The following is a 12,511-nucleotide window of genomic DNA, read 5'->3' on the forward strand; positions in this document are numbered from 1 at the left end:
GCAAGCAGCCGCCAAGGCAGCCTCCGAAACAGCCCGCTCGCCGCAAGACGAGCGGGCTGTTTGCCATCCAGTCCTTCTTTTCATGCATTTCAGGCGACCGCCTCGGTTTCGCGATGTGCGCAACCGCTCTTCCCAACCCCGTCATACTTTCCCCAACCGCCAGAGGACGGCAGCATCGCGACACGGCACACGCATTGCTCGCCTGCGCGTGCTATACGTCGTCCGCACGGCGCGCGGGCGGCGCGCCATTCATCACAGCCACGCCGCGCATGGCGGCGACAAAGTGACAAGGGGACAAGCATGGCGATGTCGAAAGGCCAACGCTGGGTGGTTGCCGCAGGCAGCGTGCTGGTGGTGCTCGTCGTCATCGCCTTTGGTCTGCTGCTCTACGCGCAGCGCGAAGTGAAAGCGCGTGTAGTGGCTGCGCTTGGGCCGCTCGGCAGCGCGCAAAGCATCGACGTCGGACTGACCTCCGTTCATCTCACCAACGTTCTGCTCAAGCCGCCGCCCGGCTGGCCCGCCGGCGATCCATTGAAGGCCGACGAGATCATCCTCACGCCGGACATTCGCGATCTGCTCGCGCACCGTATGCACATCCGCAGCGTGGTGGTACGCGGCTTCGACATGGCAGTGCTGCGCACGCAGAACGGCACGATCCGCTTGCTGCCGAATCTGCGTCAATCGGTGAGCAGCGCCAACGACGACGCGAGCGGCGCATCCGCGAGCTCCATGCCGCGCGACAAGCAGGTGGACCACATCAGCTTCGAGCAGGGGCGCTTTCATTTCTACGACATGACGGTCGGCCCGCCCGCCTACAAGGTGACGGTGAGCAACGCCAGCGCGAGCGTCGACAACATCCGTCTGCCTGCGCTCACGGAGCCGACCAACGTCGACGTGAAAGGCTCGATCAAGGGACCGTCGCACACGGGCACCGTCACCTTCAGCGGATGGATCAGGATTGCCAGCAAGGACTCGCAGACCACCAGCACATTGCGCGGCGTGGACGTGGTGATGCTCGATCCATACCTCGTGAAAAAGGCCGGCGCGAAGGGGCAAGTGACAGGCGGCACGCTCGACATGAACATCCAGTCGACGGTAAGCAATTACCAGCTGCACGCGCCCGGCTGGATAACCGTCCACCAGTTGCAGCTAGCGGACTCCGGCAATCCGCTCGACACGTTCATGTCCATTCCGACCAAAGCCGCGGTTGCCGCGCTGAAGACGCGCAACGGCGATCTCACGCTGCACTTCGTGCTTGACGGCAACTTGCGGGACCCGAAGTTTTCCGTGCAGGAGGGGCTGACGACGCGCATCGCCGCCGGCTTCGCGAAAGCGCTGGGTGTCAGTGTGGAAGGCGTGGCGAAGGGCGCGGGCGAGACCGTCAAAGGGCTCGGCAATGCCTTGAAGAATTTGCTTGGCCAGTGAGCGCGAGCGGCGTCACGCGCGCTCGCAGGCAGCATACGTCGAGGCCAGGTGTGCATACCGCTCGCGCAGTCTAGCGCAGACTTTGCGCCGCCCCGCGCCAACACTCACGTGGCGCGCTTCGCGTCAAACCGGCAGGCCCAGCGCGCGCAGTTGCGCTTCGGTTTGAGCGGCGCTCGTGTGATGCACGCCGTGCCAGCCGAGGGCCGTGGCGGCTGCGGCGTTCTTCGGGTTGTCGTCGATAAAGACGAGTTCGGACGACTGGGTGCCCGGCAGGTGCGCGTCGATCCGCTCACGCATGGCTGCGAAGATTGCCGGATCGGGCTTCACGAGACCCACGCGCCCGGACACGACAATGTCGCGAAAGCGCCGCAGCAGCGGATAGTTCTCCCACGCGTACGGGAACGTCTCGGCCGACCAGTTCGTCAGACCGAAGAGCGGCACTTGCGCGGCCTCGAGCTTCTCCATGATCGCTACGCCGTCTTCGAGCACGCCGGCCACCATTTCGTGCCAGCGCTCATAGAACGCGCGGATCAGCGCCTCGTGGTCGGGAAACTGTGCGACGAGTTCGGCGGTTGCCTCGACGATCGGCTGGCCGCCGTCCTGACGCACGACCCAATCCATCGAGCACACGTGGGTGAGAAACCAGCGGCGCTCGGCTTCGTCCGGAATGAGTTGCCGGTACAAGTACTCGGGACTCCAGTCGATCAGCACGCCGCCGAAATCGAACACGACTGCCTTGATGGCCATGCGCTCTCCGTCGTTATGCGATTAGGGCTTAGACCGGCTGTGTGCGTTGCTCGAGCCACGCCAGGGCGTCGCCGGAAACATGCGGCGCAAGCCGCGTGCGCACCGTCTGGTGATAGTCGTTCAGCCACGCGCGCTCGTCCTCGCGCAGCAGCGACAGGTCGAGGCAACGCGTGTCGATCGGGCACAGCGTGAGCGTTTCGAACTTCAGGAAATCGCCGAATTCGGTCTGCCCGGCAGGCACGTTCAGCACCAGATTCTCGATGCGCACGCCCCACTTGCCCGGCCGATAGATGCCCGGTTCGACCGACGTGATCATGCCTTCTTGCATTGCCGTCCACGGTTCGGCCGGCGCGTAGTGCGAGATCACTTGCGGGCCTTCGTGCACGTTGAGGAAATAGCCGACTCCGTGGCCAGTGCCGTGGCCGTAATCCGCGCCGGCTTCCCAGATCGGCGCGCGGGCGATCGCGTCGAGCATCGGCGAGCGGATGCCGCGCGGAAACGTCGCGCGCGACAGCGCCATCATGCCCTTCAGCACGATAGTGAAATCGCGCCGCTGGGCGTCGCTGATCGTGCCGATTGGCACCACACGCGTGATGTCGGTCGTGCCGCTCAGATACTGCGCGCCCGAGTCGATCAGCAACAGGCCGTTGCCTTCGATGACCGCATGCGATTCAACAGTCGCGCGGTAGTGCGGCATCGCGCCGTTTGCATTGAAGCCGGCAATGGTTGCAAAGCTCAGCGACACGAACCCCGGACGACGCGCGCGAGCAGCCGTCAAACGTTCGTCGATAGTCAGTTCGGTAATCGTTTCGCGGCCTAGCGCAAGCTCGAACCAGGCGAAGAATTCGGCCAGCGCCGCGCCGTCCTGTTCCATCGTTGCGCGCACCTGCTGCGCTTCGGCTTCCGTCTTGCGCGACTTGAAGAAAGTGGACGGATTCACCGCCTCGATCACCTTCACCGTCGACGGCACCGACTGCAATGAGCCGTAAGTGATGCGGCGCGGGTCGATCAGCAGCGTGCTGCCGGCCGGCAACGCGGTGAGCGCATCCGCTGCCTGCGCATACGGCTTCACGGTGACGCCGTCTCGCGCAAGCGCCTCGGCGAGCGCGGGCGGCACCTTGCCGTCGGCAATGAAAAGCGACGCGCTGCTCGTGCCGATCAGTGCATGCGCGACGAACACCGGGTTGAAGCTCACGTCCGCACCGCGCAGATTGAGCAGCCACGCGAGGTCGTCGAGCGTGGAAATGAAGTGCCACTGGGCGCCCTTCTCCGCCATGATCCGGCGAACTTGCGCGAGCTTTTCCGCACGCGTGACGCTTGCATGCGGCGCGGCATGTTCGAACACCTGGGCGTCCGGCAGCGACGGACGCTGCGGCCACACGGCCTCGAACAAATCGATGTCGGTGCGCAGCTTGACGCCGTGCGCCGTGAGGGCCTGAGTCAAGGCGCGCGCCGCCGCGACGCCGAGCACCGCGCCGTCCACGCCGACGGTGCCGCCAGGCGCCACGTTCTCGGCGAGCCAGTCGAAATGCGGGGCGGTTTGCTGGCCGCCCGTCATTTTCATCAGCTGAACACCGCTGCCGGCCAGTTGCGCGTTGGCCTGCTCCCAGTAGCGGCTGTCTGTCCAGACGCCCGCGAAGTCAGCGGTGACGACGAGCGTGCCCGCCGAGCCGGTGAAACCGGAGAGCCATTCCCGCCCTTGCCAGCGCCCCGGCAGATATTCGGACAAGTGCGGATCCGCGGAGGGCACCAGGTAAGCAGCGACACCTGCGCGCGCCATCGCGCTGCGCAAACTGGCCAGCCGTTCGGGAATGGAAGAGGTTTGGGGAAGTCGGGCATTCATGGAAGTCACCTGCAAGTATTCATCGACGGGAAAGCAAGCCGACCGTCACGGCGACGGCGATTATTGCGACGGCCGTGCATACGGGCCATTCGAGCGTTTCGCCGTCGTGGAAAAGACCCAGCACATTGCCGGCCATGTGGGCCACGCTGGCGCCCAGCACACCGGCCGCGAGCGCCACCCATAAGCGGGCGCGGCCCGAGCGGTTCATGCGGCGCAGCGGATGCAACCACCACCCGACAAAACCGATTGCCGCGCCCAGCACAACGATTCCGGGCCAGCCCATCAGCGGGTGGCCTCGCGCAATTTCGGATTTGTCTCATGGGCGCGAGGCTCAACGACAGCTAGCATTTTTGTCTCTTTCTTAAAAGATCAGCACGGCGCTTTCCGCACAGCGGTTGAGTTTAGGGGTCGGGGTTAGGTTAGGCAAGCTGGAAGCCTTACGGAAAAGCCTGGTTCCTGGCCGTCGTCAAGTGGAACGCGCGCATGCGAATCGCCCTTATCGAGCCGGACACGGGTCACGCCAAACTGGTCACGCGGCTGATTTTTGCCGGCGGCCACGTCTGCCAGCACTTCACCACCAGCGCGCCGTTCCTCGCGCAGGCCGCAGACCAATTCTTCGATCTGCTGATTACCGAAAACTGGGCCGGCGACCATTCCGCCGAAGACGTGATCGCCCGCGCCCGCGCCGTGCTGCCGAGCCTGCCTGTCATCGTGATGATGGCCGAGCCGCGCGAAAGCCAGATCGTCGCGGCGCTTCACGCGGGCGCCGACGACTGTCTGCCCAAGCCAGTGCGCGGCCCCGAAATGCTCGCCCGCGTGGACGCGCTGCTGCGGCGCGCAGCCCTGCGGCGGCCGGCCAACCGCCGGCACGACGTGATCCGCGGCTATGCGTTCGACGCCGCGAACTTCGCCGTCACGTTCCGCGACCGAACGGTCGCGCTCACGCCGAAGGAATTCCGCTTCGCGCTGCTGCTGTTCAGCAACCTCTCGCGGCCAGTGTCCCGCGCGCACATCATGGAAACGGTGTGGGCGCGCCGCCGCGACGTAAAGTCGCGCACCGTGGACACGCACGCGTCGCGCGTGCGCTCCAAGCTCGAATTGCGTCCGGAGAACGGATATTCGCTTGCACCGCTGTACGGCTACGGGTATCGCCTCGACGCCTTCTCCACGGAAGCCGCTGTGTCCTCGGCCTGATGCCCGGCATAAGCGCAGTTGCGCGAGCGCGGCAATGTAAGAATCGAGGAAACGCTATAATATGGGGCTAAACCATAGTCCCTCAGCATGCAGCTTCTAACGATCGGAATCAATCACCACACTGCGCCTGTCGCCTTGCGCGAACGCGTGGCGTTTCCGCTCGAACAGATCAAGCCTGCACTGGACACATTCAAAAGCATCTGGCTCGGCACCACGGCCCGCTCGGCGCCTGAAGCGGCGATTCTTTCCACCTGCAACCGCACTGAGCTTTATTGCGCGACAGACGAAGAGGCCGCGCGCGAAGCCGCCATCCAGTGGTTTTCGCGGTATCACAACCTGCCGGTTGGCGAACTGGCGCCGCACGTCTATGCGCTGCCGCAGTCCGAGGCCGTGCGCCATGCGTTTCGCGTCGCATCCGGGCTGGATTCCATGGTGCTCGGCGAAACGCAAATCGTCGGACAAATGAAGGACGCGGTGCGCACCGCGTCGGAAGCCGGCGCCCTCGGCACCTATCTGAACCAGTTGTTCCAGCGCACCTTCGCCGTCGCGAAAGAGGTGCGCAGCACGACCGAGATCGGCGCGCAGTCGGTTTCCATGGCAGCCGCCGCCGTGCGGCTCGCGCAGCGAATTTTCGACAAGGTGTCGAACCAGCGCGTGCTGTTCATTGGCGCGGGCGAAATGATCGAACTGTGCGCCACGCACTTCGCCGCGCAGCAACCGCGCGAACTGGTGGTCGCCAACCGCACCGCGGAGCGCGGCATGCGCCTCGCGGAACGATTCAACGGTCGCGCCATTCCGCTGTCGGAGCTGCCCACGCGCATGCACGAGTTCGACATCATCGTGTCGTGCACGGCGTCCACGTTGCCGATCATCGGTCTGGGCGCGGTCGAGCGCGCGGTCAAGGCGCGCCGCCATCGGCCCATTTTCATGGTCGACCTGGCGGTGCCGCGCGACATCGAACCTGAAGTCGGCAAGCTGGAAGACGTGTTTCTGTATACCGTCGACGACCTCGGCGCGATCGTTCGCGAAGGCAATGCGTCCCGCCAGGCCGCGGTGGCGCAGGCCGAAGCGATTATCGAAACGCGTGTGCAGAATTTCATGCAATGGCTCGACGCGCGCAGCATCGTGCCGGTAATCCGCCATATGCACACGCAGGCCGACGTGCTGCGCCGGGCCGAGGTCGAACGCGCGCAGAAAATGCTCGCGCGCGGCGACGATCCGGCCGCCGTCATCGAAGCGCTCTCGCAAGCGCTCACCAACAAGCTGATTCACGGTCCCACCCATGCGCTGAACCGCGCGAGCGGCGAGAACCGCGACACGCTCATCGAATTGCTGGGCGGCTTCTATAAACACTCCGGTTCCACGGAGCGTTAGCGGCGCCCACGCCGCCTGTTTGCGCCGCCCGCCGCGGCGGCGCAGTGGTCCGCCACATGCTTCTGTCCCGGGCATCCGCCCATTTTTCTGGTTGCCGTCCTTGCCGGAGTCCGCTCCGATACCCGCCCGATGAAAACGAGCATGCAACACAAGCTCGACCAGCTGACCACGCGGCTGGCCGAACTGAACGACCTGCTGAGCCGAGAGGACATCACCTCGAACCGCGATCAGTATCGCAAGCTCACGCGCGAACACGCCGAACTGGGCCCCGTAGTCGAGCAATACGCGCTATGGCGTCAGGCCATGCACGACGCCGCGACCGCGCAGGAACTGCTGGCGGACGCGTCCATGCGCGAGTTCGCGGAAGAGGAAATTCGCGCCGCACGTGAGCGGATGGAACAGCTCGGCGGCAAACTGCAAACCATGCTGCTGCCGAAAGATCCCAACGACGACCGCAACATCTTCCTCGAAATTCGCGCCGGCACGGGCGGCGACGAGTCCGCCCTCTTTGCCGGCGACCTGCTGCGCATGTACCTGCGCTATGCCGAGCGCAACCGCTGGCAGGTCGAGATGATGTCGGCGAGCGAATCGGACCTGGGCGGCTATAAGGAAGTGATCGTGCGAATCGCCGGCGAAGCCGCGTATTCGAAGCTGAAGTTCGAGTCCGGCGGACATCGCGTGCAGCGCGTGCCGGCAACCGAAACGCAAGGCCGCATTCACACGTCCGCCTGCACGGTGGCGGTCATGCCGGAGGCCGACGAAATCGGCGAAGTCGAAATCAATCCGGCCGATCTGCGCATCGACACGTTCCGCGCGTCCGGCGCGGGCGGCCAGCACATCAACAAGACGGATTCGGCGGTGCGGGTGACGCATTTGCCGACGGGCATTGTCGTCGAATGTCAGGACGACCGCTCGCAGCACAAGAACAAGGACCGTGCGCTGAAGGTGCTCGCAGCGCGCATCAAGGACAAGCAATCGCACGAGCAACAGGCGAAGGAAGCCGCGACGCGCAAGAGCCTGATCGGCTCCGGCGACCGCTCGGAGCGGATTCGCACCTACAACTTCCCGCAAGGGCGTCTGACAGACCACCGGATCAATCTGACGCTGTATCGCCTCGACGCCATTATGGACGGCGACCTCGACGAGCTGATCGGAGCGCTCGTCAGCGAACATCAGGCCGAGTTGCTGGCGTCGCTCGGCGACGCGGATTAAGCGCCGATGACCCCGTCCACGCCGGCCGATCGCGACCAGGCGGCCACGCCCGCCGCATTGTTGCGCGCGTCGCCGCTGCCATCGCTCGAAGCGCGGATTCTGCTCACGCATGTGCTCGGCTGGCGGCAAACGCAGTTGATTACGCGCGCAGACGAAGCGCTCGAGAGCGCCTGCGTCGAGCGCTATCTGGCGTTGCAGGCAAGGCGCGTGGCAGGCGAGCCGGTGGCGCAACTGGTGGGCGTGCGCGAGTTCTTCGAGCTTGAATTCGAGGTCACGCCGCATGTGCTGATTCCGCGGCCGGAGACCGAATTGCTGGTCGAAACGGCGCTCGCGGCAATGGAAAACCTCGCGCGCCCGCGCGTGCTCGATCTGGGCACCGGAACGGGCGCAATTGCGGTGGCCATCGCGGCAATGCGGCCGGACGCGCAAGTGAGCGCACTGGACCGTTCGGCGGAAGCACTCGAGGTCGCCGCACGCAACGCCGCCCGTCTGCTCGGCGCGAAGCGGCCCGGCGGCGCCGTGACGTTCATGCAAAGCGACTGGTACGGCTCGCTGGAAAGCACGCTGCGCTTTGACGTGATAGTCAGCAACCCGCCGTACATTGCGAGCGGCGATCCGCACCTCGCGCAAGGCGATTTGCGCTATGAGCCGCGCGGTGCCCTCACCGACGAAGCCGACGGCCTCAGCGCGATCCGTGCAATCGTGGCCGGCGCGCCTACGCGACTTGCCCCTCAGGGCGTGCTCTGGATGGAGCACGGCTACGATCAGGCGCAGGCGGTCCGTGCGCTCCTGACAGCGCAAGGTTTCGCTGACGTCAGATCCGAGCGCGATCTTGCCGGCATAGAACGCATCAGCGGCGGGCGGCTTGCGGGCTAAGCACGCACGCCGACTCCCCTGCGCGCCTGCGCATCAGCCCGCGACACGCCACTTCACTGCGTGACAGTCGCCTGGCAACAGCGCGGGCTAGCGGGGATCGGTCTAGCGCATCAACAAACCGTCCGCCGGCCGATGCGAGCGAAATCCGCTATCATTTCAGCCTATTCCCTACACATACGGAACCGCAAGGTCAGTCATGGATACGCAACAACGCATCAAGCAAATCGTCGACGAAAACAACGTCGTGCTCTTCATGAAGGGCAACGCCCAGTTCCCGATGTGCGGCTTCTCGGGCCGCGCCGTCCAGATCCTGAAGGCTTGCAACGTGTCGAACTTCAAGACCGTCAACGTGCTCGAAGACGACGAAGTCCGCCAGGGCATCAAGCAGTTCTCGAACTGGCCGACCATTCCGCAGCTTTATGTGAAGGGCGAATTTGTCGGCGGCTCGGACATCATGATGGAAATGTACGAGTCCGGCGAACTGCAGCAGTTGTTTGCTGCGGCCTGACCGTTCACCGCAAAGCTGCTTGCTGAACACCGTAAGGCGCCGCTGGCCATGGAAACACGCGCTGCCGCGCCACGCCGTCTGATTGTCGCGATAACAGGGGCGACCGGCGCCATTTACGGCGTCCGTTTGCTGCAAACGCTGCGCAAGCTGGGCGGCGTAGAAAGCCACCTGCTGATTTCCAGCGCCGGCTGGCTCAACATCCAGCACGAACTCAAGCTCGGTAAAGAAGACGTGCATCCGCTCGCGGACGTCGTGCATTCGGTGCGCGACGTCGGCGCGAGTATCGCATCGGGTTCGTTCGCGACGGACGGTATGATCGTCGCGCCCTGTTCGATGAAAACGCTCGCCAGCATTGCGCACGGTTTTGCCGACAACCTCATCACCCGCGCCGCCGACGTCACGCTCAAGGAGCGCCGCCGGCTTGTGCTGCTCGTGCGCGAAACGCCGCTGAACCTCGCGCATTTGCGCAATATGACGGCGGTGACCGAAATGGGCGGCGTGATTTTTCCGCCCCTGCCTGCTTTCTACAACCAGCCGGCCAGCATCGACGAGATGGTCGACGACACGGCCGCGCGCGTGCTCGATCTGTTCGCGCTCGGCCCGGCGCTGGCGCCGGCATGGTCCGGCCTGCGCGGCGCGGAAGACTAATGGTGGCCGTGCGAGCCTGTGGGCAGCGCCACTCGCAGCGTTGAACGAATCCGCCGCACGGCCGCGATTGCCAACTGTCGCAAGACAATCAATTCCGCTTTAGCCTGTTTATCAAACAGCGGTGCGATTCTATAGTGGCGGCAATCGAACTTCCGATCGTGCCTCACGGGCGCGTCGCTGCCATGAACCGCTTGCCTTCGCTCTTCCTTTCCCACGGCGCGCCAACGCTGCCGATCGACCCCTCGCTGCCGTCCGCCGAATTCGCGGCGCTCAGTGCGAAGTTGCCGCGCCCGGAGGCCGTCCTCATGCTTTCGGCGCATTGGGGCACCGCTCAGCCTGTCGCCAGCACGTCTGCGGAGCCCGAAACCATCCACGACTTTTACGGGTTTCCGCGCCAGCTCTATGAGATCCAGTATCCGGCGCCGGGCGCGCCCGATGTCGCGCGGCGTGCAGCCGTGATGCTTCGCGACAGCGGCCTGCACGCAGACGCGCAGCGGCATGGGCTGGATCACGGCGCGTGGGTGCCGATGCTGCTGATGTTTCCCGACGCCGACGTGCCCGTCGCGCAGTTGTCGATTCAGCCTCACCTCGACGCGGAGCACCATTTTCGCGTCGGCCGCGCGCTGCGCGCGTTAAGCGGCGAAGGCGTGATGGTGATCGGCTCCGGCCAGATCACGCACAACCTGCGCGCCGCGGATTTTTCCGCACGACCCGAAGATGCCGACCCGCGCGTCGCCGAATTCACCGACTGGTTCGAAGCAAAGCTCGCCGCGCGCGACATCGACGCGCTGCTCGACTATCGCCGCCAGGCGCCGCACGCGGTACTGATGCACCCAACCGACGAGCATCTGCTGCCGGTCTTCGCAGCCCTCGGCGCCGCCGACGACGATTACTCGCTGACCGTTCAGTCGCTGGGCACCTATCAGCGAGCGCTCGCGATGACCAACTACGTGTTCGGCAGCGCCTGAGCGCCGAGCGGCAATCGCCCGCAACCGGAAACAAAAAGCCCGCCTGAGCAAGCGCTCAGGCGGGCTTTTCAGTATGCGGCCAGGTTTCATTACCCGGCCGGCGCGCGCCTTAATGCGCGCCCATACCTTCGAGAACTTCGTCGTGCGTCTGACGCTCGTCCAGATACTCGGAGCGGTAGCCACTATGGACGCCCCAGTAATAGAAGGCGAGCGAGAACGCGATCACCACCAGCATGTCCCAACCGTACGGCAGCAGCCCGTGGCCGCCAAACTCCTTGCTGCCGATCAGCGACAGAATCGCCATCACCGGCAGATAGGCGACCAGCCACCATGCAGCCTTCAGGTCGCGGCCCCAGCCGCTGAAACCCGACTTGGCCTGGAAGTAGAAGTACACCGGCAGCGCGACAACCATCAGCAGAATGATTTCGCCCGTCAGCGGCCATTTGGCCCAATAGAGGATCAGCGACGCGCATACGAAGGCGAACGGCGCGATCACCTGCATGCCGGGAATGTGCAGCGGACGCTCGAGGTCAGTCGCCGCTCGGCGCAGCGCCATCAGACTGATCGGGCCGGTCAGATACGAGATCACGGTCGCGACCGATATCACCGCTGCGAGCGAACTCCATCCGCGGAAAAAGAACAGGAAAATGAACGAAACCAGCAGGTTGAACCACATGGCCGGGCGCGGCACGCCGTAGAACGGATGCACGCTGCCGAAAATCTTCGGCATGGTGTTGTTGCGCTCCATCGCGTAGATCATGCGCGTGGTGGTCGCCATGTAGGTCGTGCCGGTGCCGCTCGGGCTCACGAAGGCGTCGATGTAAAGCAGCATTGCCAGCCAGTTCAGGTTCAGCGCGATCGCCAGTTCCGCGAACGGCGAAGCGAAGTTGAAGTGGCTCCAGCCCTTCATCACGTCGCTCGGGCTCACCGCGCCGATGTACGCGATCTGCAGCAGCACGTAGATGACCAGCGCGAGAAGAATCGAGCCAATCACCGCGAACGGCACGCTCTTCGCCGGATTACGCGCCTCGCCGGCGAGGTTGATCGGGCTCTGGAAACCGTTGAACGCAAACACGATGCCGCTCGTCGCGACCGCAGTCAGCACAGCCGACCAGCCATACGGCGCAAAGGTGCTCACTTCGCCGAAGTTTTCCTTGTGAAAACCGGTCAGCATCAGGCCCAGGATCGTCGCGCCCGGAATCAGGAACTTGAAGATGGTGATCGCCGAGTTGGCGCGCGCGAACAGCTTCACGCCCCAATAGTTCAGCAGGAAGTAAATGATCACGAGGGCCGCCGAGAGCAGCAACCCGTTGGTGGTGAGCGATCCGTCGACAAACAACTGATGCGCCCACTCATACGGCCACGTGCTCATGTATTGAATGGATGCCTCGGCCTCGATTGGAATCACCGAAACGATGGCGATCCAGTTGGCCCACGCGCTGATGAACCCCACCAGCGCGCCATGCGAATAGCGCGCATAGCGCACCATGCCGCCCGATTCCGGGAACATCGCGCCCAGCTCGGCGTAGGTGAGCGCAATCGCCAGAATCACGACCGCGCCGATGATCCACGCGCAGATCGACGCCGGACCCGCGATTTTCGCGGCCTTCCACGCGCCGAACAGCCAGCCGGAGCCGATGATCGAACCCAGGCCGGTCAGCATGAGTGCAAACGGCCCGATGTTCCGTTGTATAGAACTTTTCACGTCTTCTCCTG

12 protein-coding genes are annotated in these 12,511 nt (G+C 64.5%); 8 read left to right on the top strand and 4 right to left on the bottom strand.

Annotated elements, in window-relative coordinates; translation table 11 throughout:
- Positions 1 to 300: 300 nt before the first annotated feature.
- Positions 301 to 1,425 (top strand): DUF748 domain-containing protein, encoded by a 1,125-nt coding sequence (locus JNB89_RS18990; protein WP_220363281.1) that lies wholly within the window; start codon positions 301 to 303, stop codon positions 1,423 to 1,425.
- Between the two features lie 123 nt (positions 1,426 to 1,548).
- On the opposite strand, the gene JNB89_RS18995 is transcribed toward JNB89_RS18990, so the two are convergent.
- The 3 genes from JNB89_RS18995 to JNB89_RS19005 are packed head-to-tail and all read right to left on the bottom strand — an operon-like array spanning position 1,549 to position 4,298.
- On the bottom strand, positions 1,549 to 2,172 hold the full coding sequence (locus tag JNB89_RS18995) for an HAD family hydrolase (protein WP_220363282.1): 624 nt from the start codon (positions 2,170 to 2,172) through the stop codon (positions 1,549 to 1,551).
- A 28-nt stretch (positions 2,173 to 2,200) separates the two neighbouring features.
- Positions 2,201 to 4,015, bottom strand: a complete 1,815-nt coding sequence (locus tag JNB89_RS19000) for an aminopeptidase P family protein (RefSeq protein ID WP_220363283.1) — start codon at positions 4,013 to 4,015, stop codon at positions 2,201 to 2,203.
- 19 nt (positions 4,016 to 4,034) lie between these two features.
- Complete coding sequence (locus JNB89_RS19005; RefSeq protein WP_013340639.1) at positions 4,035 to 4,298, bottom strand: hypothetical protein; 264 nt, start codon at positions 4,296 to 4,298, stop codon at positions 4,035 to 4,037.
- 200 nt (positions 4,299 to 4,498) lie between these two features.
- On the opposite strand from JNB89_RS19005, the gene JNB89_RS19010 reads away from it, so the two are divergent.
- The 7 genes from JNB89_RS19010 (at position 4,499) to JNB89_RS19040 (ending at position 10,795) form a co-directional block, all read left to right on the top strand.
- Entirely contained in the window at positions 4,499 to 5,209 is a 711-nt protein-coding gene (locus JNB89_RS19010; RefSeq protein WP_013340640.1) for a response regulator transcription factor, read from the top strand.
- 87 nt (positions 5,210 to 5,296) lie between these two features.
- Positions 5,297 to 6,583 (top strand): glutamyl-tRNA reductase, encoded by a 1,287-nt coding sequence (gene hemA / locus JNB89_RS19015; protein ID WP_013340641.1) that lies wholly within the window; start codon positions 5,297 to 5,299, stop codon positions 6,581 to 6,583.
- 129 nt (positions 6,584 to 6,712) lie between these two features.
- Positions 6,713 to 7,795, top strand: coding sequence for a peptide chain release factor 1 (gene prfA, locus JNB89_RS19020; RefSeq protein WP_013340642.1), 1,083 nt, complete (start codon positions 6,713 to 6,715; stop codon positions 7,793 to 7,795).
- Between the two features lie 6 nt (positions 7,796 to 7,801).
- Positions 7,802 to 8,671 carry a peptide chain release factor N(5)-glutamine methyltransferase gene (gene prmC / locus JNB89_RS19025; RefSeq protein WP_220363284.1) on the top strand — a complete coding sequence of 290 codons (870 nt, stop codon included), beginning with the start codon at positions 7,802 to 7,804 and terminating at the stop codon, positions 8,669 to 8,671.
- Positions 8,672 to 8,867: 196 nt separating this feature from the next.
- Positions 8,868 to 9,179 carry a Grx4 family monothiol glutaredoxin gene (gene grxD / locus JNB89_RS19030; protein ID WP_220363285.1) on the top strand — a complete coding sequence of 104 codons (312 nt, stop codon included), beginning with the start codon at positions 8,868 to 8,870 and terminating at the stop codon, positions 9,177 to 9,179.
- Positions 9,180 to 9,227: 48 nt separating this feature from the next.
- On the top strand, positions 9,228 to 9,827 hold the full coding sequence (locus JNB89_RS19035; protein ID WP_220363286.1) for a UbiX family flavin prenyltransferase: 600 nt from the start codon (positions 9,228 to 9,230) through the stop codon (positions 9,825 to 9,827).
- 182 nt (positions 9,828 to 10,009) lie between these two features.
- The gene (locus JNB89_RS19040) at positions 10,010 to 10,795 is read left to right on the top strand and encodes a DODA-type extradiol aromatic ring-opening family dioxygenase (RefSeq protein WP_220363287.1); all 786 of its coding nucleotides are present in this window, start codon (positions 10,010 to 10,012) and stop codon (positions 10,793 to 10,795) included.
- Positions 10,796 to 10,904: 109 nt separating this feature from the next.
- Here JNB89_RS19040 and JNB89_RS19045 read toward each other — a convergent pair whose 3' ends face one another.
- Entirely contained in the window at positions 10,905 to 12,500 is a 1,596-nt protein-coding gene (locus tag JNB89_RS19045) for an APC family permease (protein WP_135894988.1), read from the bottom strand.
- Positions 12,501 to 12,511: the final 11 nt, after the last annotated feature.

Source organism: Paraburkholderia phenoliruptrix (assembly GCF_019511605.1).
Lineage (GTDB): Bacteria > Pseudomonadota > Gammaproteobacteria > Burkholderiales > Burkholderiaceae > Paraburkholderia > Paraburkholderia phenoliruptrix_A.

Bases quoted from the DNA above. Each gene is read 5' to 3' on its own strand.
- JNB89_RS18990 (WP_220363281.1), top strand. From the start codon at position 301: ATGGCGATGTCGAAAGGCCAACGCTGGGTGGTTGCCGCAGGCAGCGTG.
- JNB89_RS18995 (WP_220363282.1), bottom strand. From the start codon at position 2,172: ATGGCCATCAAGGCAGTCGTGTTCGATTTCGGCGGCGTGCTGATCGAC.
- JNB89_RS19000 (WP_220363283.1), bottom strand. From the start codon at position 4,015: ATGAATGCCCGACTTCCCCAAACCTCTTCCATTCCCGAACGGCTGGCC.
- JNB89_RS19005 (WP_013340639.1), bottom strand. From the start codon at position 4,298: ATGGGCTGGCCCGGAATCGTTGTGCTGGGCGCGGCAATCGGTTTTGTC.
- JNB89_RS19010 (WP_013340640.1), top strand. From the start codon at position 4,499: ATGCGAATCGCCCTTATCGAGCCGGACACGGGTCACGCCAAACTGGTC.
- hemA (WP_013340641.1), top strand. From the start codon at position 5,297: ATGCAGCTTCTAACGATCGGAATCAATCACCACACTGCGCCTGTCGCC.
- prfA (WP_013340642.1), top strand. From the start codon at position 6,713: ATGAAAACGAGCATGCAACACAAGCTCGACCAGCTGACCACGCGGCTG.
- prmC (WP_220363284.1), top strand. From the start codon at position 7,802: ATGACCCCGTCCACGCCGGCCGATCGCGACCAGGCGGCCACGCCCGCC.
- grxD (WP_220363285.1), top strand. From the start codon at position 8,868: ATGGATACGCAACAACGCATCAAGCAAATCGTCGACGAAAACAACGTC.
- JNB89_RS19035 (WP_220363286.1), top strand. From the start codon at position 9,228: ATGGAAACACGCGCTGCCGCGCCACGCCGTCTGATTGTCGCGATAACA.
- JNB89_RS19040 (WP_220363287.1), top strand. From the start codon at position 10,010: ATGAACCGCTTGCCTTCGCTCTTCCTTTCCCACGGCGCGCCAACGCTG.